We start from the raw sequence: 19710 nt of genomic DNA, 5'->3' as shown, positions 1-19710 counted from the left end.
TCGACGGCCGCGGGCAATATCTGCCCGCGGCCGATCCTGTTTTTCATGAATTTCGAGCCTGACAATGATATATGATCCCGCCCGGGCCAATCCGCTTTTCGGCAATCCCCTGAAGACACGCGACGACCTCGCCAAGGCCGTCATCGATCTCTTCGAGCCGCTGCTGCCGTATTTTTCCGAAGGCGGCGCCCGTGTGCGCCTCGGTGCAGCCGGCGCGATCTTCGACCGGGCGGCGGCGGATCTGGAGGGATTTGCGCGGCCGCTCTGGGGGATCGTTCCTCTCGCTGCGGGCGGCGGCGCGTTTCCGCATTGGGACCTCTATCGGCGCGGGCTCGCAAACGGCACCAATCCTGCTCACCCCGAATATTGGGGCGATCTTGCCGACCGCAATCAGCGGCTGGTCGAGCTCGCCGCCGTCGGTTTCGCCCTGGCGCTCGTGCCCGAGCACATCTGGGAACCGCTCGACGACAGCGAAAAGAAGACGGTCGCTGCCTATCTTCTCAGAGCACGCGAGCTGGAATTCATCGACAATAACTGGAAATTCTTCCGTGTGCTCATCGATCTCGGGCTGGAACGCGTGAGCGTGGCGTTCGATCACCGGAAAACCCTTGCCTATCTCGACGAAGCGGAGGCTTTCGACCTCGGGGAAGGCTGGTATCGCGACGGGCCGGTCCGGCGGGTCGATCACTACATTCCCTTCGCCATGCATTACTACGGCCTGATCTATGCGGTGCTGGCCAAGGGCGACGAGGCGCGCAAGGATCGCTTCCGCGATCGCGCCGAGATCTTCGCCAGCGATATCCGTCACTGGTTCGGCCCGGATGGCGCTGCCCTTGCCTTCGGCCGCAGCCAGACCTACCGCTTTGCGGCCGGCGGTTTCTGGGGCGCGCTTGCCTTTGCCGGCGTCGAAGCGCTGCCCTGGGCGGAGATCAAGGGCTATTACATACGCCATATCCGCTGGTGGTCCGCCATGCCGATTGCCGACCGCGACGGCATTCTTTCCGTCGGCTACGGCTATCCGAACCTCTTCATGAGCGAGAGTTACAACTCTCCCGGCTCGCCCTACTGGGCGCTGAAATTCTTTCTGCCGCTCGCCCTTGTAGGGGATCATCCATTCTGGACCTCCGAGGAGTCCCCGCAGCCGGAATTTCCGGAGCCGGTTGCGCTGAAACAAGCGGGAATGGTCGCCATGCACACGCCGGGAAATGTGGTCGTGCTCTCCTCGGGGCAGCAGCACGACAAGATGCTCGGCGCAAACGAGAAATATTCGAAGTTCGTCTACTCCACGCGCTACGCCTTCAACATCGAAGCCGACGACCGGAATTTCTCCGCCGCAAGTTTCGACGGCATGCTCGGCCTCTCCGACGACGGCGTCCATTTCCGCATGCGGGAAACCCTCGAAGAGGCGCTGATCACAGGCGACCTGCTCTATTCGCGCTGGCGCCCGTGGAACGATGTCGTTATCGAAACCTGGCTGCTTCCTGCAAATCCGTGGCACATCCGCCTGCACCGCATCGCCACGCCACGCGCCCTCAGCACCATCGAGGGCGGTTTTGCGATCGAGCGCGCGGATTTCAATGCCGACCGCTCCGATGCAAGCGATGGCCGGGCCGTCTGGTATGGACAGACCGACGTCAGCGGCATCGTCGATCTATCGCCCGATCGAAGGGCCGGCCATGCGATGAGCCCGATCCCGAACACCAATCTCATCCACGCCAAGACCCTGCTGCCGCAGCTGCGCGGTGACATCGGTCCCGGAACCACCGTGCTCGCAACTGCGGCAATGGCCCTGCCCAGTCGCGAGATTTGGGCAAAAGCGCTCGATAATCCGCCCGCCTGCCCCCGCCTCGACGAGCTGGAGCGGCTCTTTCGCAACAAAGGCGTAAGAGTGCCGGCATTCGCCCTTCATCCGTAGCTCAAAGCCATTGCCGGAAAAATAACACGCGCCAAAAGCGGTGGACAACCATAATATTTTCGGATTACTCCAAATAATTATATTTATATATTCGGCAAAAACAGCAAAACATCCCTTAATCGTAATATTGTTGAACTAACGTTGAGCAAAGCGTAGTGATGTACTGGCCTTTCTTTTTTCAAGGCTGGAGGAGGATGCAATGCCTACCATAATGGTCCATCACAATGTCAAAGACACGAAACACTGGCTCGCTTCACCAATGCGTAAGCAGATATTCGAACCGATCGGCGTCACGAACATTCGCACGTTTACAGACCCTCAGCCGTCGAACCGCGTCGGCCTGGTCATGGACGTTGCTGATATGGATAAATTGATGGCCTTCATGCAGACCAAGGCAGCGGCCGATGCGATGGCGCATGACGGCGTCTTGCCCGAGACCCTGGTGTTCCTCGTGCAATCGTAACAGGCGTCTCAACCAAACCTGAAAATGCAACGCGGGAGGATGATATGACGACGTTATTCGTAAGGCACGAGGTCTCCGATTACGCCGCCTGGCGCAAGATATATGATGCGTTTTCGCCGGTGCAGAAGGCCAATGGGGTGACGGCGCAAGCCGTTTATCGAGCCATCGACAATCCGAACGATATTACCGTCACCCACGATTTTGCCACGCTTGAAGCGGCGCAAACGTTCAGCAAGCTGGACGAGCTGAAGACGGCGATGCGCACGGGAGGAGTGCTCGGCGCGCCGACGGTGTGGTTCACCAACAAAGCATGAAATAAGGCCAAACGGCCTCCGCCGCTGCACAGCGGACTCCAGGTTGCGCTCGCTCACATGACACGCCGAGCAGTTCGCTCTTGCGCCGATTGCCGACCTTGGTGGCAGTTGCAGGCGAACTGCGCAAATTTGTCCGCGTTCCTATTGTCCGTTCCTGATGTCACGCAGGAGATCCAGGCCGCGCTGGTATTTTTCCGTTTTCTTGCCAGCTTGTTCGGCCTGCCGGAGATTGTCTTCAAGATCGGCCCGTTTGACTGGCAAGGCCAGCGGGTTTGATGCTGCACGTCTGACGAAGTCGTCATCCGGCTCGTCCGGCCGCCGTGTCAGAGCATTCACCGCCGAGATGATCGCCGGCGGAAAGCCTTCTTCCCTCAGCCTGTCGAGCGTCCAGCCGCTTCCCTTTTCGACGACGTCATGAAGGTAAGCGACCGTTCGAGTCTCGTCGCCGGAAACGAGAAGGGCTACTCTCTGGCAGTGTTCGAAGAACGGCCGGCCGGTTTTGTCCGCCTTACCTTCGTGGGCTGTAAGAGCGATCTGGATGGCATGGTCGAGATGCTGCATAGCGATCACGGTCCCTCGGTCTTCCTGATCTTCCGCCGGGAAGACTTTTCGCCCGTCGTCATTTCGATGTCAGCCACCGGAGCCTTGGATGCCTGAACAGCCCTCGCTCGTGGCCGATCGAAATCGCCGCTCTCACCGGCGCCTTGAAGAAGCGCTGCGTCATCCCTGTCGTCTTCATCGAGCAGATTCTGCAGCGTCTCATTCTCATCCTCGCCCGACAGTTCGTCGCAGGCTTGAAGCCAATGGCGCTGGTCGGCGCCATCCGGGCGGCCCTCGGCCTCCCAGATTTCGTAGGCGCGCTGGCGTATCTGCTCGTGCTTGTCTATAGCCATGATCTCCTCCAAGCGCATTGGAATGAGCCGTTCGACGAACGGGCCCAGCCGCCTCAGGGCGTGTTGATGGTTGGAAGAAAATCCTCCACCTGTTTGCGTTGATCCTTTGGAAGCGTCTCCACCCGCTCCTTCCAGAACCGTTCGGCTTCCGGCGGATCCTCGTCCCATTGGCGAACATCGGTGATATTGTCGTCGATCATGGATCGACGGTGGCCGCCGAGGCTGAGATATTCTTTTGCAAGCTTCAGGCTTGGGGTTTCGGTTTCGGTGCCGCTATCACGATTTAATGCCGAGCTGGCGTTGCGTCGGGCTGTTTCCAATGCCCTTTTGCGATCGGTCTCGGCCCGTTCTGTATCGGCGGAACGCGCGTCATCTGTGCCGCTCTCGGGCGGCACGCTGGATTTGAAAGTCGTCATGGATCACCTTTCGAGTTGTGATCCCATAACCTTCGCAAGCAGTGAGAGTTCCGCGTGGTGGGCGATTGATTTGAGCGGGGGATCGAGGCGGGGCCACGCATCCGGCGATCAATGGACGGCCATACTCACCATTCGATAGGGGTGTACGGCCTCGAATTGGGAGATCATCGCCGTCGCCTGCTGAAATACGAGCTCGGCATTTTCTGGATCATCACGGGCGAGTTCATCGGCATTGACGCGGATCGCTTCGGCCATGTTGTTGGAAAGTGCGGCAAACTGCGTATTGCCTTCGACATAGGCCTCACGTGCCGTGTCCTCCAGCGTACGGGCGATATCGACGAGAATTTCCTCGCGTTCCTCGACACTGAGGTCTTTGATGATATTGGTCTGTTCTTCCATGTCACTCACTCCAAAAAGACGTGGGACGATGACCGAGCTTAAGCAAGCCTCGATCACCAAAGAGTTGGGAATGCCGAAATCCCGATTCAAGCCTCAATGCAGCTCGAAGTCGCCTCCGGCACCACGCCGTCGCCTTCATTGTTCGAACGCGGGAGGCAATTTTCTGTTCCCTACCGGGCGTTAGCACTCACGAGCAGGGAGTGCCAATTTTTCTTCCATCACCTCTTGAATTGCAAAACCATCGAACCAAATCATTCTCACGAGGCTCGCGCGCGAGCACCCGCCCGGATTGGTCATCCGGTCCGGCTAAAGACAACGTCATCACTGTTTGTCGATGGAGGAAGACATGTCGTTCCGACCGCTTCACGACCGCATTCTCGTCCGCCGGGTCGTTTCAGAGGAAAAGACCAAGGGCGGCATCATCATTCCCGACACCGCCAAGGAAAAACCGCAGGAAGGCGAGGTCATTGCCGTTGGCCCCGGCGCGCGCAACGACGCCGGCCAAATCCAGGCGCTCGACGTCAAGACTGGCGATCGCATCCTGTTTGGCAAATGGTCGGGCACCGAGATCAAGATCAATGGCGAAGACCTGCTGATCATGAAGGAAAGCGACGTGATGGGGATCATCGAACCGCAGGGCGAAAAGAAGCAGGCCGCCTGAGATCCCTGCGGACATCAGTCAATGCTGGAACGTTTCAGCCTTTCATGGAAACGCAGAACCGCTCCAACCTTTTATTTCTGACGCAATTCCGAAAGGAAAACCGCGTCGCACTTTTCCTGGAATTACTCTGGCTGCCTATGAAGGAGTGAGGACATGGCTGCTAAAGAAATTAAATTCAGCACCGAAGCCCGCGAGAAGATGCTGCGTGGCGTCGACATCCTGGCCAACGCCGTAAAGGCGACCCTCGGCCCGAAAGGCCGCAACGTCGTGATCGAAAGATCTTTCGGCGCCCCGCGCATCACCAAGGACGGCGTTTCGGTCGCCAAGGAAATCGAACTCGAAGACAAGTTCGAAAACATGGGCGCCCAGATGGTCCGCGAAGTTGCTTCGAAGACCAGCGACGTCGCCGGCGACGGCACCACGACGGCAACGGTACTGGCCCAGGCAATCGTCAAGGAGGGCGCCAAGGCGGTCACGTCGGGTATGAACCCGATGGACCTGAAACGCGGCATCGATCTTGCGGTCGCCGCCATCGTCGCGGAACTGAAGGCCAACGCCCGCAAGATCTCCAACAATTCCGAAATCGCCCAGGTCGGCACCATATCCGCCAATGGCGATGCCGAAATCGGCCACTTTTTGGCGGAAGCCATGGAAAAGGTCGGCAATGATGGCGTGATCACCGTCGAAGAAGCAAAGACTGCGGAGACCGAACTCGAAGTCGTCGAAGGCATGCAGTTCGACCGCGGCTATCTCAGCCCCTACTTCGTCACCAATGCCGACAAGATGCGGGTGGAGTTCGAAGACCCTTATATCCTCATCCATGAGAAGAAGCTGTCGAACCTGCAATCGATGCTGCCGGTTCTCGAAGCCGTCGTCCAATCCAGCAAGCCGCTCCTCATCATCGCTGAAGACGTCGAAGGCGAAGCTCTTGCTACGCTCGTCGTCAACAAGCTGCGCGGGGGCCTGAAGATCGCCGCCGTCAAGGCGCCCGGCTTCGGCGACCGCCGCAAGGCCATGCTCGAAGACATTGCCATCCTGACCGCCGGCACCGTCATCTCCGAAGATCTCGGCATCAAGCTCGAATCCGTCACGCTCGACATGCTCGGCCGTGCCAAGAAGGTTTCGATCGAGAAGGAAACCACCACGATCGTCGATGGGTCAGGCGCCAAGTCCGACATCGAAGGCCGCGTTGCCCAGATCAAGGCCCAGATCGAAGAAACCACCTCGGACTATGACCGCGAGAAACTGCAGGAACGCCTTGCCAAGCTTGCCGGCGGCGTTGCCGTCATCCGCGTCGGCGGCTCGACGGAAGTCGAAGTGAAGGAAAAGAAGGACCGCGTCGACGACGCGCTGCATGCAACCCGAGCGGCGGTCGAGGAAGGCATCCTGCCGGGCGGCGGCGTGGCGCTGCTGCGCGCCGTCAAGGCGCTCGACAATGTCAAGACCGCCAATACTGACCAGCGCGTCGGTGTCGACATCGTTCGCCGCGCGGTCGAGGCGCCGGCTCGCCAGATCGCCGAAAACGCCGGAGCGGAAGGCTCGGTCATTGTCGGCAAGCTGCGCGAGAAAAGCGAATTCTCTTACGGCTGGAACGCTCAGACGGGCGAGTATGGCGACCTCTATGCACAGGGCGTCATCGATCCAGCCAAGGTGGTTCGAACCGCGCTGCAGGATGCGGCCTCCATCGCCGGTCTTCTCGTCACGACGGAAGCCATGATCGCCGAGAAACCCAAGAAGGACGCGCCGCCGCCAATGCCCGCCGGCCCCGGCATGGACTTCTAAGGCGTTTGCCGGCCCGCCGGCCTCGCTGGGCGGGCCCTATCTGAGGGAATAGAGATGGTTCAAACGATCAAAAACCGATCGCAGGTACCGCTGGACTCCCGCGATCTTGAAATCTGCCAGCGGGTCTTCGACAAGATCAGATCCGAATACCAGGTGGAAAAGGACAGCGACGAAGCCGAACGAACGGCGAGCATCATCATCGAGCTCTACCGACAGGGCGTGTGCGACCCCGATCACCTGATGTCGATGCTCGAAGCGGCCCGCGGCCTTTTCGAAACGAGCGAGCGCCCGCCTACTGCTCAGGAAATTTGACCATGCTGTCGCCGCCGGTCGCCTGGTGTGTCGGGAAGACCTCTATCCTGGCGACGTCGACGAAGACGGGAAGCCCTTTGGCATTCGAGATGATCGAAGCGATGTGCAAGGGCTGCACCGAATTCAGCGGCGTCGAACGCATCAGCCCTGATAGCCGCTTTCGCGTGACAGTACGTGGAGGGCGTCGGCTTCGTCCGACAGCGTAGACCCTCAGCCCATTTCGCGCAGCCTTTCGACCCGCTCGCGCACACCTCGCCGCGACGGAGTGACTCCGACATAGATTTAGCATCTGCTGCGAATAACGTTTTCGTGGCTGATATAAGAGTTCCGCCTCGATGACGTCAGACGCCATTTCGCCTCTAGACCGGCTCGGGCCGCACGCCCGACCGCGCCGGCCTTAGTCAGCTAGCCGGTGGAATTGACAAGGATCAGATCTTTTGTGCATTTCTGAGAGAATGATTCCCCGTCTCCGACCGAACGCTTCAATCCCTGTTCCCCCCGCGGATTTCTTCCAACGGCTCGTTGAGGCAGGATTCGAGGGTGACATCGAGACCGGTCCGGCAAGCCGGACCGTGTTTTCGACCGACAATTCCATCTACCAGGTCGAGCCGGCCGGCATTCTTTTCCCGCGGGGCGTTGAAGACCTGCAGATCACGGCGGCCGTTCTGGCGGAGCCGGCTTTTCGGGGGATCACTGTCGCGCCGCGCGGCGGCGGGACCGGCACGAACGGTCAATCCCTCACCTCAGGCATCGTCGTCGACTGCTCGCGACACATGAATTCCATTCTCGAGATCGACCCGATCAGGAGAATTGCGCGGGTCCAGGCGGGCGTGGTCAAGGATCAGCTGAACCAGGCGTTGAAGCCCTACGGGCTGTTTTTTGCGCCGGAACTTTCCACCTCCAATCGCGCCACCATCGGCGGCATGGTCTCCACCGATGCCTGCGGCCAGGGTTCATGCCTCTACGGCAAGACCAGCAACCACGTGCTGGGATTGCGCATCGTGCTCGCGGATGGGACCGACTGGTGGTCGCGCCCACTCGATGAAACGGCGCTCGAAGAGATCGTCGGGCGCCAAGACTGCGTCGGTGAGATCCACAGGACGGTCGAACGGATCGCGCGGGAAAATCGCGACCGGATCGCCGAGATTTTTCCGAAACTCAACCGCTATATGACCGGTTACGACCTCGCTCACATCCGGCGCGGCGACGGACGCTTCGACCTCAATGTCATTCTCTGCGGCTCGGAGGGAACGCTGGCGATAATCGCCGAAGCCGAACTCAACCTTCTGCCGATTCCCGCCCATGCGGCGCTGATCAACATCCGTTACGGGGACTTCAACACCGCATTGGAAGATGCCCGCACGCTTGTGGCGCTCAAGGTCGCCTCGGTGGAAACGGTCGATGAGAAAGTTCTAGGCCTTGCCAGGGGCGATATCGTCTGGACGGGCATTGCCCGCTTTTTTCCCGACGATGCAGGCGGAACCATGAACGGCATCAATATCGCCGAAGTGCTCGCCGACGATGAAGCCGAACTCGAACGCAAACTGGCCGAGGTGACCACCGCGCTTGCCACGGGCGCAAATGCGCGTCACTTGGGTTATACGATTGCGCGGGATCATGCCGACGTCGAGGCGATCTGGTCGATGCGCAAACGGGCGGTCGGCCTGCTCGGCAATGTGGATGGGCCGGTCAGGCCCGTCGCCTTCGTCGAGGACACCGCCGTGCCGCCGGAAAACCTCGCGGCCTATATCCGCGAGTTCCGCGCATTGCTTGATGGCGCCGGCCTTTCCTACGGCATGTTCGGCCATGTCGATGCCGGCGTCCTGCACGTGCGGCCTGCCCTCGATCTCACCCGCAATGACCATGTCCGGCTGGTCCGGGAGGTCAGCGACGCCGTCGTGGCGCTGACGCGTAGATATGGCGGTGTGCTCTGGGGGGAACACGGCAAGGGGGTGCGTTCCGAATACGTCCCGGAATTCTTCGGCGATCTCTATCCCAGCCTGCAGGAGATCAAACGGGCTTTCGATCCGGAAAACCGTCTTAACCCCGGCAAGATCGCAAGTCCTTCCGGCCAAGCGCTGCTGAAGATCGACGAGGTTCCGCTGCGGGGAGATACCGACCGCATCATCGGCAACGAGATCCGCGCAGCCTTCGACAACGCCGCCTATTGCAACGGCAACGGCGCCTGTTTCGATTTCGACGAAACGAGCCCCATGTGCCCCTCCTACAAGGCGACACGCGACCGGCGTTTTTCGCCCAAAGGCCGCGCCGCTCTGATGCGGGAATGGCTGAGGCTGCTTGCCGAGAAAGGCATCGATCCCCGCCAGGAGGCAAAACGCCTGCGGCAGAGCGTTCCGCTCGCGAGCTTCGCTCGGCGCGTCTTCAACTCGCTGAACCCTCAAAATCGCGGCGACTTTTCCCACGAGGTCCGCGCTTCGATGGACACCTGTCTGGCGTGCAAGGCCTGCGCGGGACAATGTCCGGTGAAAGTCAGCGTCCCGGCTTTCCGCTCCAAATTCCTGGAGCTTTACTACGGACGCTACCTCCGTCCGCTGAAGGATCCGCTCGTCGCAGCCATCGAGACCACCCTGCCGCTGGTCCACCGGATACGGCCGGCTTACAACTTGGTCGTCGGCACGCACGCCGGCAGGATGATGATGCGCATTGCCGGCCTGACGTCCCTGCCTCGCCTGCCGCGGATCTCTCTGGCGAAAGAAGCCGCCCGCCTCGGCGTGCCGCTGGCGACCCCTCAGCGGATCGAGGCCTTGTCGCCGAGTGAGAGGCAGCGGAGCGTCATCTTCGTCGCCGATGCGTTTACCGCCTATTTCGATCCTGCGGTCGCCCTCGCCGCTATAGGGCTCGCGCGGAATATGGGGCTTTCGCCCTTCCTCGCCGCGTCCCACGTCAATGGCAAAGCCCTGCACGTTCATGGCTATCTCGGACGCTTCGAGGCTGCGGCCGAGCGGACCGCGCACTATCTTCAGCGGCTGGATGATGCGGGCGTGGCGCTTGTCGGGCTCGATCCGTCGATGACGCTTGCGTTCCGCAGCGAATACAAGGGGGTGCTGAAGGCGACCATTCTCCTTCCGCAGGAATGGCTTGTCGCCAACCTCAGACGGCTTGCCACGTCACCCTCCGCCATCAAAGGTAAGAGCTTCCGATTGATGGCCCATTGCACCGAGCGCACCAATGCGCCGGCCTCCGTTGCGCAATGGAAACAGGTATTCGCGAGCCTCGGCATCGATCTTCAGACAGCCCAGACGGGTTGTTGCGGAATGGCAGGTACCTTCGGCCACGAGGCCAGTAACCGGGCGATTTCCGAGCGCCTCTATGCGATGAGCTGGAAGCCAGAGCTGGATGCGGCAGGCGAAGGCGATATCCTCATGGCAACGGGATATTCCTGCCGCTCTCAGGTGAAGGAAATCGACGACAAGCGCATTTCCCATCCGTTTCAGGTCATCGGTCGGATAATTGCTGAAAAGCCAGACTTCGCGCAATAGGGATCATTCAGATACCTAGCCGAGAAACGGAACCGCTTCAGTTGCGCCTCACGATACCTCGATAATCATGATCTCAGCCGGACGCCATCAGGATGTTTTTCCCCGAAGAACGGTCATGTGCTCGTGCTGCACTTCGTTCGCGTCGTTTAGCACCGCGCGCCAAAGCCTGTTGCCGAGCCGAAGCGACACCCGCTTGGTGCCCTCATGTTCAGCCGTGCCGATTTCCACCGTACTGATGACGGAGCCATGTCGCATGTGACGGCGGAGCGCGGCGAGCGACAGTCCAAACCGCTCCGCAAGTTCTGATGACTCCAGGATGAAATCCCCATTTGCATCACGCTCGATCAACACCGGCTTATTCTCCCACCGCTTCACATATCGATGACAAACCGGCTCAGACCACCGCCGGAATCGCATTGTCCTCCTTTGGCAGCAGCCGCGCCACTGCGCTCAGGAGATCCGTTTGCGATATCAGGCCAAGAATGCGGTAGTCGTCATCGACAATGATGACGGCATGCGTGCGCCCGTCCGTCAGAACGGGCAACAGCGACAGAGCAGGATCCGAAGGTCTCGCTACCGCAGGCCTCGCGATCGCATGCGCGATGGTCTCGGTGCTCATCGACAATTCCCGCAAGCCGACAGCGCCGACGAGACGGCCCTCCGGGTCCTTCACCGGCAAGGTGCGGATATTGTGCTTCAAAAGAAGATGCCGTGCGGCATCCGGTTCCGAAGCTTCGCCAATGGCGATCACGTCACGCGACATGATATCGGCACAGCTGATCTTGCCGTTTGAGCGGATGGCCGCTTGCAGCTCGACCTGTTGCAACAGCCGGCCGAGGTCTGCCCGGTCGATATCGAAGGTTTCGTCGAGCGCTTGGAGGGCCGCATCGACATCCTCCTCGCGAAAACCCACCCGCACCGCTGATGGCAGGTCGATCGTCTGATGGGTGTTCTCCGCGGGTTTTGGAACGACGTGCGGATAATTCCGCTTGGAGAGCTTGTGGAACAGCAGGCCAAGGCCGACGAGAATGCAGGAGTTCAAAGCGACGGGCACGAAAGGAAAGAGGAATCCCCAGCCGGCAACGACAGGACCGCCGAGCACGGCGGTGAGTGCTGCGGCTCCTCCCGGTGGATGAAGACAGCGCGTGAAGGACATCGCGCCGATGGCAAGCGAAACGCCGACGCCGGTCGCGATAATCGGATCTCGAATGAAGTAGGCGGCAATGATCCCCATCAGCGCGGAAATGGTATTGCCGCCAATGATCGACCATGGCTGCGCCAGCGGGCTTGCCGGCACCGCGAAAAGAAGCACCGCGGACGCCCCCATCGGCGCGACGATCAAGGGGAGATGCGGCCCCTGGCCGAACAGATAGCCGCTGATGACTCCGGTGAAACCAATAGCCAGCAAAGCGCCGAGACATGCAATCAATCGCTCTCGTAAGGTCGCTCCCGCCAATATGGGTGAGAACAAACGGAAGCGGCGGAGGCGGCTCGATCCCACCTTCGGGGAAACGGGATACTGCATGACAAGACCAATTTTAAGCGAGGATTATCTGGCGGTGAAGGAGAGAGGCGTGCGAACTAGTTTGTTGTCAGCCTGACATCTCTGCCCTTTGTCGCGCTGAGAACTTCGTGGAACGCGTTGAACGCGCTGGGGCGATCATTCTTGCGATAGACGAGCAGCGTCTCGACGGGTCCCAACTGATGGGTCTGGACAGGCGTCGGCCAGTGCATGAGGTCAAGAACGGATCGCGGCATGACACCCGCCGTATTCCCCGTCGCAACAGTCGCCAGGATCGCGTGGTAGGAGCCGAGTTCGCTCGTCGGCAGGGCGCTCGATTTGCGCGCCCAGTTTTCGGCGATCCGGCGATAGGTGCAGCCGGGTTCCAGAGCTGCGAGTGATCCGACACGAAGGTCGGCGGCGGATTTGATGGAGGGATGCCCGGACGGCAACACGATCAACAGGTCTTCGACGAAGACCGGCTCCATCTCAAGCGCCTTGAGTTCGGCATCGAAGCTTGAGTCTTCCTCGCGCATCGTCTTCGGTGGACGGGCAATCAGCGCGCAATCCAGGACATCAGAGAGAACGTCGTGGGTCAGATCGCGGGACGCCCCCATCGTCAGATGAAGCGACACATCAGGCCACATCTGATTGAATTGCGTCAGCGCCGCCGGCAGCCTGCTTGCCGCCGTGCTCTCCATGGTGCCGACCCGCAATGTCCCCGATGGGGCGAGAGGTCGCACAGCCTGGCGCGCTTCGAGCGCAAGCGCCGTAAGCCGGTTGGCATAGGCGAGAAACGTCTCGCCCTCGCGTGTCAACGTCATCTTCTTGCCGTCACGGCTGAAGAGGGAAACGCCGAGGTCCTCCTCCAATTGCTGGACGCGCGTCGTCACATTCGACGGCGCCCGCCCTACGGCCTTGGCAGCCTTGGTAACGCTGCGGTCGCTGGCAACGGCAAGAAATATCTGGATCGATGAAAGGTCCAATGAAAAGATCTCGTTTCCGGAATTAAGACGACAGATAATTCTCTATATAAAAATCATTGCCCCAGCTCAAGCCGGTTTCGGCATCGGCCGAAAAACATGAGCCCAAGCAGACGAGCGATTGCCGAAAAAAGGGTCGCGACGCCGAGGAAATAGCCATGCAAGCCGCGACATTGCCTCTGTCGGATGACGTTTTGAGGGTTTGAGGCTGGCATGAGGTTTGCATCCGCAAGGCTATCTGCAGATCGATCGGCGACGACCTCAATGTTGCAACTTGTCTTTACCTGTCTTCTTCTGAGCGTCGCTTCAGGCTTGAGCATGCGCCGTTTTCTAATGCCGTATTTCCCAGGCGGCGATCTCGCCGAGAAATCTGCTCCTGTGACAATCGTCGCAAGCACCGTCTTTCTGGCGGCAATCGCTTTCACAGTCTCCGATCAGAATCTCTGGGCAAAATCCGTCATCCTGATGCTCGGCCTTGCGCTGGCAGCCATGTTCGACGATGCGAGACCCAGGCTGATGATCGCTCTCTCCGCCGTCAGTCTGGCAGCCTACCTCGGGCTGCGTTCGATCGGCTAAGCATCCAACCATCACGTAAACAGATCAGTGGCGATTGAACACCGCAGCTTATCGCCGGTACCCAATCGATGCGATTGTATCCACCGACGAAAATCATTCGTCAACAGAGCCACATTTTACAACCTGAAACATCTCCCGACGGGGGACAAGGAAGACTTCGCGCAATACGAGAAAATGATCTCTATTGAAGAATATTCTTTCACCGTTATTCTGTATTATAGAACATTTACCGAAGGCACACTGGGATCACAGCAAGCAGAAATCGGACCCCTCGCGATCGGTGTCTCTCGACTCCAGGAAATCGAGACCATCGATCCCGGGACCTGATCGTGACCGATGCCGAAATCCGGTTTCGTGACGACAGCGGCTCTAGTGCCGCGCGGATGTTCGAGTTGCGCTGACGATGAGGAGGCGAGTGGCGATCATGGACAGCGACCCAGCGGGAAAAATCTGGTCGGAATGGTATGCGTGGCATCCTGTCTTGCCGATCGATGACTCAGTGTTCTGGCTCGAGACCGTATACCGGCGGGAAAGCCCGGAAGGTCTCTGGCAATATCGTTCGTTCCGGCCCGAATTTGAACGCCGGCAGGCTCTGATCGACATGCCGGTCTGTCCCGGCGCTTAGAGCAATTCCAGGAAAAGTGCGAAGCGGTTTTCCGTCCGGAACTGCGTAAAAACAAAAGGATAGAGCGGTTCTGCGCTTCCGTTAAAAGCTGAACCGCTCTAGAATCCGACAACGATCGCCAGGTAGGCTTGCGTCAACCGAGTGCCTGGCTGACGAGCGCATAGGTTCTCGGGTCGTGCGTCGGCTGATTTCCCGGAACCGGGAGCCATGGGCCGCCGAGCGACATGGTCGTCACGATGTCGTAAACGGGAAGACCGCAGCGGGAGAGGAAATCGGAAAAGACCCCGCCCTGCTCGCGTGTATCGAGGCGGAGGAACGATCCTGCATGCTCGGCGGCATGCGGGCGGACGACGGCGATCGCGTCCCCGTCGCTGCACGCCACAATAGGACCGATGACATGGCCACGCCCGAACCGCCGGCAAAGCGAGAAAGCCTCGATCCTGCCGGCGCGCGTCAACAGGATGCCTTTGGAATTTGCCATCAGCCGGGCCAGGAGCAGCTTGCGATCGGTGCCGAAGGCCACGCAGTCCAATTCGGCGATCGCTTCCAGATCGCCAGCCTCCACTGCCCGTAATACAGCACCGGACGGCAGCTCCACATCCGGCGGCGATATCGCTTCGCCCTGGCATTGGAAGACGAGCGCCTCGCGAACAAAGTTCAGGGAACGATAGAGACGTCGCGCTGCGCGCGTCGCATTCAGCCCGAGGTTACGCCCGGCGACCTGCTCCAGCGCGTGGCCCATGAGCCATTGCCCGGCGCCATTGGTTTGAAGACGCGGCGAGGTGATGACCATACCGATCGTGGCGAATTGGGCATCGTAGGGAAACCACATAGCAGAGCCCAGGATACGGCCGATTTCATCGATCGCCACGATGCCCTGGCCGAATTCCCGCAAGAACTGCCAGTCTTCGCCACGATGCGGCCAGGCGACGGTCATCGACAGCGCATGCAACTTGTCGAGGGCAACGCTGTCGATCCCGGCAATGTGCGTCTCGAAACTATCGACGAACCTGGATTCGGATGTCAGTTCACTCACTCCCACCCCCTACCGCATTTTTCTGGCCAAGCCTGTGCTCGAAAACTTCTCTGCCCAGACTAGAACAGATCGTTCGATACAATTCACTGGTGAGGCCGGCGCAAACACAACAATCGACCAAATCCGCTGCGCTTTCGGCAAATAAAGCCTGGACCGTCCTCTAAAGTCATCGGCTAGGCCCGACCAGCCGCAGTCGTCGTTCACCGTGAGAACCTGGAATGTCGCCTCCCGTCAGCCCAGTTGCAAGCACCTCGAAGATCCGCGCACCGTGAGGAATCCCATGCAGGCAATTGAAATTCTCGAAAGGCTTGTTGGCTTCGCCTCCGTCGTCGGCACGCCGAACGGTGAGATCGTGGCGTGGATCCGGCACTATCTGCAAAGCCACGGCGCTGTCGTCACGGAGCTGCCCGGCGCGGAGGGCGACCGGTCGAACCTTTTCGCCACGATCGGCCCGAAGGAAACGCCGGGCTATATCCTCTCCGGCCATATGGACGTGGTCCCCGCCGCCGAAATAGGCTGGACCAGCAATCCGTTCCGCCTGCGCGCCGAAGCGGACCGCCTCTACGGTCGCGGCGCCACCGACATGAAGGGCTTCCTGGCCGCCGTTCTCGCGACCGTCCCAGCGCTTGCTGCCATGCCACTTCGCCAGCCCGTCCACCTTGCCTTTTCCTATGACGAGGAGGCCGGCTGCCGCGGCGTGCCGCACATGATCGCCCGCCTGCCGGAGCTCTGCGCAGGCCCGCTTGGCGCGATCATCGGCGAGCCGAGCGGCATGCAGGCAATCCGCGCCCACAAGGGCAAGGCCGCCGCCCGGCTGACGGTCAGAGGCCGGTCCGGCCATTCCTCGCGTCCGGACCAGGGACTGAACGCAATCCATGCCATCACCGATGTTCTGGCTCGCGCTCGCGCCGAAGCCGAACGGCTCGCCTCCGGCCCGTTCGAGCGTGTTTTCGAACCGCCCTACTCCTCCCTCCAGGTCGGTACGCTGAAGGGCGGCCAGGCGGTCAACATCATTCCCGACAGTTGCGAGGCCGAGTTCGAAGCGCGAGCTATTTCCGGCGTCGATCCCGCCATTTTGCTGGCGCCGCTGCGAGCATCGGCCGAGGCGCTATCGCCGCTCGGCTTCCAGGTAGAATGGCGCGAACTCAGCGCCTATCCGGCGCTTTCGCTTGCCGCCGATGCACCGCTTGCGGCACTGCTTGGCGAACTGACCGGCATCGAGCCGCTCGCTGCCGTCAGCTACGGCACGGAGGCCGGCCTTTTCCAGCGCGCCGGCATCGATGCGATCATCTGCGGCCCCGGCGACATCGGCCGTGCCCACAAGCCGGACGAATTCATCCTCACCGGCGAATTGCTCGCCTGCCAGGCGATGATCGAGGCGCTTGGCCGCCGCTGCGCCTGATGACATCGAGATCAAGGAGCCGACGCAATGACTTTTCTCTTCAATTCGGATGCGAAGCGCGGCGCCATCTTCGCTGAAGCCTTCGCGCGCGAACTGCCCGACATTCCCTTCTCCATGGATCCCAAGTCGGTCGAAGCGGACGCCGTGCGCTACCTGATCACCTGGACGGTGCCCGATGATCTCGCGCGCTACCGCAATCTCGAAATCCTCTTTTCGATCGGCGCCGGCATCGACCAGTTCCGCATCGATGCAGTGCCGGCATCGGTCAAGGTCGTGCGCATGGTCGAGGACGGCATCATCAGGATGATGCAGGAATATGTGACGCTGGCAGTCCTTGCGCTCCATCGCGACCTGCCGACTTATCTCGACCAGCAGCGGCGCCGGGCCTGGCAGACGATCGCGCCGGTGCAAGCATCGGACCGCCGCGTCAGTGTGCTCGGCCTCGGCATGCTTGGAAGCGCAGTGCTCGAACGTTTGCAGCCCTTCGGCTTTCCGCTTTCCGGCTGGAGCCGCAGCCCACGCGAGATCGACGGCATCCGATGCCTGAGCGGCCGCGACGGCCTCGATACTCTGCTTGCAACCACCGACATTCTCGTCTGCCTGCTGCCCCTGACGGATGAGACGCGCGGCTTCCTGAATGCCGAGCTCTTCGCCGGATTGCCCGCCGGCGCAGCACTCGTCCATGTCGGCCGCGGCGCTCAACTCGATCATCAGGCGCTCGTCGACGCGCTCGACGCCGGACATCTCTCCGGCGCCGTCGTCGACGTCACCGAGCCGGAGCCGCTGCCCGCGGATCATGCCTTCTGGAACCATCCGAAGATCCTGCTGACGCCGCACATTGCGAGCGTCACCCAAGCTGAAACCGCCGCGGCGGCCGTGATCGGCAACGTCAAGCGGCACCAGGCAGGCCTCGATCCGACCGGACTGATCGATCGCAACCGCGGCTACTGAGTTCTCAACCTAGGAAAGCAAAATCATGTCCCTCCTCAAGACGATCGACACCAACCCGACCTTCGCGCCGCGCGAGTCCGGTCCGCTCCCCGAACGGCTGATCTCGGGCAATCCTGCCTTCAAGACCTGGGCGCAGGACGTTGCCCGCGGCGAGACGGTTCATAGCGGCGTCTGGGAAGCGACACCCGGCGAGACGCGTTCGATCAAGGGGGAGACCTTCGAGTTCTGCCATATTCTTTCCGGCCTGGTCGAACTCACGCCGGAAGGCGGCGAACCGGTTGTCTACAAGGCCGGCGACAGCTTCGTCATGAAGCCGGGCTTCGTTGGCGTCTGGAAGACGATCGAGACGGTGCGCAAGATCTACGTCACCGTGTCGTGATGCCGACGCCGTAGATTTGACTGCCGCAGCGACGAAAACGCAATTTTTCGCCGCTGCGGCATCCCCGGTCGACGTATGCTGCTCGCGTTCCCCAGTTAGGTTTGCCTCAGCCCATCCCGAGGACATGCGATGACACTCAGCTTCGATCCGAACACGATTTCCCTGCCCGTCGGACATTTCATCGGCGGGCGGCTGGTTCCGGCCGAGGCCGTCATCGACATGCATCGCCCATCCGACGGCAAAGCCTATGCCGGCTGCCCGCTGGCCGACGAGGCCCTCGTCGACCAGGCCGTCGAAACCGCCAGGACCGCATTGAAGACGAGCAATTGGGGTGGTGTGCGGCCGCGTGAGCGCACCGTGGCGCTGCAGCGCTGGGCAGACCTGATCGAAGCCGAGGCGGAGACCCTCGCCAGGCTCGAGGCGCTCTCCTCAACACGGCCCATCGGTCATCTCGTCGCCGGCGACATCGCCGTCACCGCCGAACAGATCCGTTTCTTTGCCGAATTCGCCGACAAGGAAGGCGGCGACCTCGTCCCGACCGACGACGCGAATTTCGGTATGATCATGACGGAACCCTATGGCGTCGTCGGCGCCATAACACCCTGGAATTTCCCCTTGTCCATGGCCGGCTGGAAGCTCGGTCCGGCGCTGGCCGCAGGCAATGCGGTGGTGTTGAAGCCGTCGGAAATGACGCCGTTTTCGACGCTCTATCTCGCCGAACTTTCGGTGCGAGCCGGCCTACCGGCCGGTCTCGTCAACATCGTGCTCGGCGACGGCCCGACCACCGGAAATGCGATCACCGGACATTCCGGCATCTCCAAGGTCAGCTTCACCGGTTCGACCGCGGCCGGCTCGGCGATCATGACAAATATCGCCCGCACCGGCGTCAAGCCGATGACGCTCGAACTCGGCGGAAAGAGCCCGCAGCTGGTTTTCGCCGATGCCGATATCGAGCTTGCGGCGGGCGCAATCGCCGGCAGCATTCTCTCCAACGCCGGTCAGGCCTGCGTTTGCGGATCCCGCCTCATCGTCGAGGCGAAGGTGGCGGACGCGCTCGCAGGCGCACTTATCGAGAGGCTGGCGGCCATCCGCCCCGGCCCCACCTGGGATGAGGCGACCGATTATTCGCCCGTCATCTCCGAACGCCAGATCGCCCGCATGGACGGCATCATCCGCGCCGCCATCGACGGTGGCGCCGAGTGCCTCACCGGTGGCCGCCGGCTCGACCGCGAGGGCTATTTCTACGCACCGACCCTGATTTCCGGGGTGACTGCAACGTCGCCGGCGGTTCTTGAGGAAATCTTCGGACCGGTGCTGACCATTCAGACCTTCGAGGACGAGGAGGAGGCGCTGGGGCTCGCCGACCATCCGGCCTACGGGCTTGCCGCCGGCCTCTTCACCCGCGATCTCTCGCGTGCCATCCGCGTGACCCGCCGCCTTCAGGCCGGCACCGTCTGGGTCAACCGCTACGGCCGCTCACGCGACCATATCCTGCCGACCGGCGGCTACAAGCAGTCCGGCATCGGCAAGGATCTCGGCCGCGACGCCTATCTCGCCAACCGCAAGAGCAAGAGTGTGCTCATCAGCCTGTGAGGACCTGCG

The 19710-nt window shown here is 61.0% G+C and carries 22 protein-coding genes; 13 read left to right on the top strand and 9 right to left on the bottom strand.

All coding sequences use genetic code 11. The features are described 5' to 3' along the window. Positions 1-64: 64 nt before the first annotated feature. The 3 genes from RLCC275e_RS27545 (at position 65) to RLCC275e_RS27535 (ending at position 2692) form a co-directional block, all read left to right on the top strand. Complete coding sequence (locus RLCC275e_RS27545) at positions 65-1915, top strand: DUF2264 domain-containing protein (RefSeq protein ID WP_033183334.1); 1851 nt, start codon at positions 65-67, stop codon at positions 1913-1915. A 199-nt stretch (positions 1916-2114) separates the two neighbouring features. Then, the gene (locus tag RLCC275e_RS27540) at positions 2115-2378 is read left to right on the top strand and encodes a hypothetical protein (RefSeq protein ID WP_033183335.1); all 264 of its coding nucleotides are present in this window, start codon (positions 2115-2117) and stop codon (positions 2376-2378) included. Between the two features lie 44 nt (positions 2379-2422). Continuing rightward, positions 2423-2692 carry a cyclase gene (locus RLCC275e_RS27535; RefSeq protein ID WP_130708007.1) on the top strand — a complete coding sequence of 90 codons (270 nt, stop codon included), beginning with the start codon at positions 2423-2425 and terminating at the stop codon, positions 2690-2692. Positions 2693-2833: 141 nt separating this feature from the next. Here the strand turns inward: RLCC275e_RS27535 and RLCC275e_RS27530 are convergent, their stop codons facing one another. The 4 genes from RLCC275e_RS27530 to RLCC275e_RS27515 form a co-directional block, all read right to left on the bottom strand. Next, a complete protein-coding gene (locus tag RLCC275e_RS27530; protein ID WP_032981504.1) occupies positions 2834-3253 on the bottom strand; it encodes an HD domain-containing protein in 420 nt (139 codons plus the stop codon). A 5-nt stretch (positions 3254-3258) separates the two neighbouring features. Then, on the bottom strand, positions 3259-3585 hold the full coding sequence (locus tag RLCC275e_RS27525; protein WP_033183336.1) for a DUF2934 domain-containing protein: 327 nt from the start codon (positions 3583-3585) through the stop codon (positions 3259-3261). Between the two features lie 53 nt (positions 3586-3638). Next, a complete protein-coding gene (locus RLCC275e_RS27520) occupies positions 3639-4001 on the bottom strand; it encodes a hypothetical protein (RefSeq protein WP_033183337.1) in 363 nt (120 codons plus the stop codon). Positions 4002-4109: 108 nt separating this feature from the next. Next, the gene (locus tag RLCC275e_RS27515; RefSeq protein ID WP_033183338.1) at positions 4110-4400 is read right to left on the bottom strand and encodes a hypothetical protein; all 291 of its coding nucleotides are present in this window, start codon (positions 4398-4400) and stop codon (positions 4110-4112) included. Between the two features lie 346 nt (positions 4401-4746). On the opposite strand from RLCC275e_RS27515, the gene RLCC275e_RS27510 reads away from it, so the two are divergent. The 3 genes from RLCC275e_RS27510 (at position 4747) to RLCC275e_RS27500 (ending at position 7155) form a co-directional block, all read left to right on the top strand. Then, positions 4747-5061: a co-chaperone GroES gene (locus RLCC275e_RS27510; RefSeq protein ID WP_033183339.1), complete on the top strand. Its 315-nt coding sequence runs from the start codon at positions 4747-4749 to the stop codon at positions 5059-5061. Between the two features lie 153 nt (positions 5062-5214). Beyond that, positions 5215-6843, top strand: a complete 1629-nt coding sequence (groL, locus tag RLCC275e_RS27505) for a chaperonin GroEL (RefSeq protein ID WP_033183340.1) — start codon at positions 5215-5217, stop codon at positions 6841-6843. Between the two features lie 54 nt (positions 6844-6897). Then, positions 6898-7155, top strand: coding sequence for a hypothetical protein (locus tag RLCC275e_RS27500; RefSeq protein ID WP_033183341.1), 258 nt, complete (start codon positions 6898-6900; stop codon positions 7153-7155). Here the strand turns inward: RLCC275e_RS27500 and RLCC275e_RS34405 are convergent. Then, positions 7136-7297: a hypothetical protein gene (locus tag RLCC275e_RS34405; protein WP_245485127.1), complete on the bottom strand. Its 162-nt coding sequence runs from the start codon at positions 7295-7297 to the stop codon at positions 7136-7138. The two genes, RLCC275e_RS27500 and RLCC275e_RS34405, sit on opposite strands and share 20 nt — an antisense overlap. Before the next feature lie 313 nt (positions 7298-7610). Here RLCC275e_RS34405 and ydiJ point away from each other — a divergent pair, with 313 nt between their 5' ends. Continuing rightward, complete coding sequence (ydiJ, locus tag RLCC275e_RS27490; RefSeq protein ID WP_033183342.1) at positions 7611-10655, top strand: D-2-hydroxyglutarate dehydrogenase YdiJ; 3045 nt, start codon at positions 7611-7613, stop codon at positions 10653-10655. 87 nt (positions 10656-10742) lie between these two features. Here ydiJ and RLCC275e_RS27485 read toward each other — a convergent pair whose 3' ends face one another. From RLCC275e_RS27485 to RLCC275e_RS27475, 3 genes are read right to left on the bottom strand one after another with little or no spacing between them, the layout of a single operon-like run. Next, positions 10743-11006: a DUF6522 family protein gene (locus RLCC275e_RS27485; RefSeq protein WP_033183343.1), complete on the bottom strand. Its 264-nt coding sequence runs from the start codon at positions 11004-11006 to the stop codon at positions 10743-10745. 43 nt (positions 11007-11049) lie between these two features. Beyond that, positions 11050-12180 carry an HPP family protein gene (locus tag RLCC275e_RS27480; protein ID WP_033183344.1) on the bottom strand — a complete coding sequence of 377 codons (1131 nt, stop codon included), beginning with the start codon at positions 12178-12180 and terminating at the stop codon, positions 11050-11052. A 56-nt stretch (positions 12181-12236) separates the two neighbouring features. Beyond that, a complete protein-coding gene (locus RLCC275e_RS27475) occupies positions 12237-13142 on the bottom strand; it encodes a LysR family transcriptional regulator (RefSeq protein WP_033183345.1) in 906 nt (301 codons plus the stop codon). Positions 13143-13403: 261 nt separating this feature from the next. Between RLCC275e_RS27475 and RLCC275e_RS27470 the strand changes: the two genes are divergently transcribed. Both RLCC275e_RS27470 and RLCC275e_RS27465 read left to right on the top strand, forming a co-directional pair. Continuing rightward, on the top strand, positions 13404-13715 hold the full coding sequence (locus tag RLCC275e_RS27470) for a hypothetical protein (protein ID WP_033183346.1): 312 nt from the start codon (positions 13404-13406) through the stop codon (positions 13713-13715). A 424-nt stretch (positions 13716-14139) separates the two neighbouring features. Then, positions 14140-14340, top strand: coding sequence for a hypothetical protein (locus RLCC275e_RS27465; protein WP_082229840.1), 201 nt, complete (start codon positions 14140-14142; stop codon positions 14338-14340). A 133-nt stretch (positions 14341-14473) separates the two neighbouring features. Here the strand turns inward: RLCC275e_RS27465 and RLCC275e_RS27460 are convergent, their stop codons facing one another. Beyond that, positions 14474-15376, bottom strand: coding sequence for a GNAT family N-acetyltransferase (locus RLCC275e_RS27460; protein WP_033183348.1), 903 nt, complete (start codon positions 15374-15376; stop codon positions 14474-14476). A 280-nt stretch (positions 15377-15656) separates the two neighbouring features. On the opposite strand from RLCC275e_RS27460, the gene argE reads away from it, so the two are divergent. From argE to RLCC275e_RS27440, 4 genes are all read left to right on the top strand, one after another. After that, on the top strand, positions 15657-16778 hold the full coding sequence (gene argE / locus RLCC275e_RS27455) for an acetylornithine deacetylase (RefSeq protein WP_033183349.1): 1122 nt from the start codon (positions 15657-15659) through the stop codon (positions 16776-16778). A 27-nt stretch (positions 16779-16805) separates the two neighbouring features. Beyond that, complete coding sequence (locus RLCC275e_RS27450; protein ID WP_033183350.1) at positions 16806-17729, top strand: 2-hydroxyacid dehydrogenase; 924 nt, start codon at positions 16806-16808, stop codon at positions 17727-17729. A 25-nt stretch (positions 17730-17754) separates the two neighbouring features. Then, positions 17755-18108: a cupin domain-containing protein gene (locus RLCC275e_RS27445; RefSeq protein WP_033183351.1), complete on the top strand. Its 354-nt coding sequence runs from the start codon at positions 17755-17757 to the stop codon at positions 18106-18108. A 129-nt stretch (positions 18109-18237) separates the two neighbouring features. After that, entirely contained in the window at positions 18238-19701 is a 1464-nt protein-coding gene (locus tag RLCC275e_RS27440; RefSeq protein ID WP_033183352.1) for an aldehyde dehydrogenase family protein, read from the top strand. The last annotated feature ends 9 nt before the right edge of the window (positions 19702-19710 follow it).

The organism is Rhizobium brockwellii, from assembly GCF_000769405.2.
In the GTDB taxonomy this organism is placed as follows: domain Bacteria; phylum Pseudomonadota; class Alphaproteobacteria; order Rhizobiales; family Rhizobiaceae; genus Rhizobium; species Rhizobium brockwellii.
The sequence above is the reverse complement of the archived record's forward strand: the minus strand, read 5'-3'. Positions and strand labels throughout refer to the sequence as shown.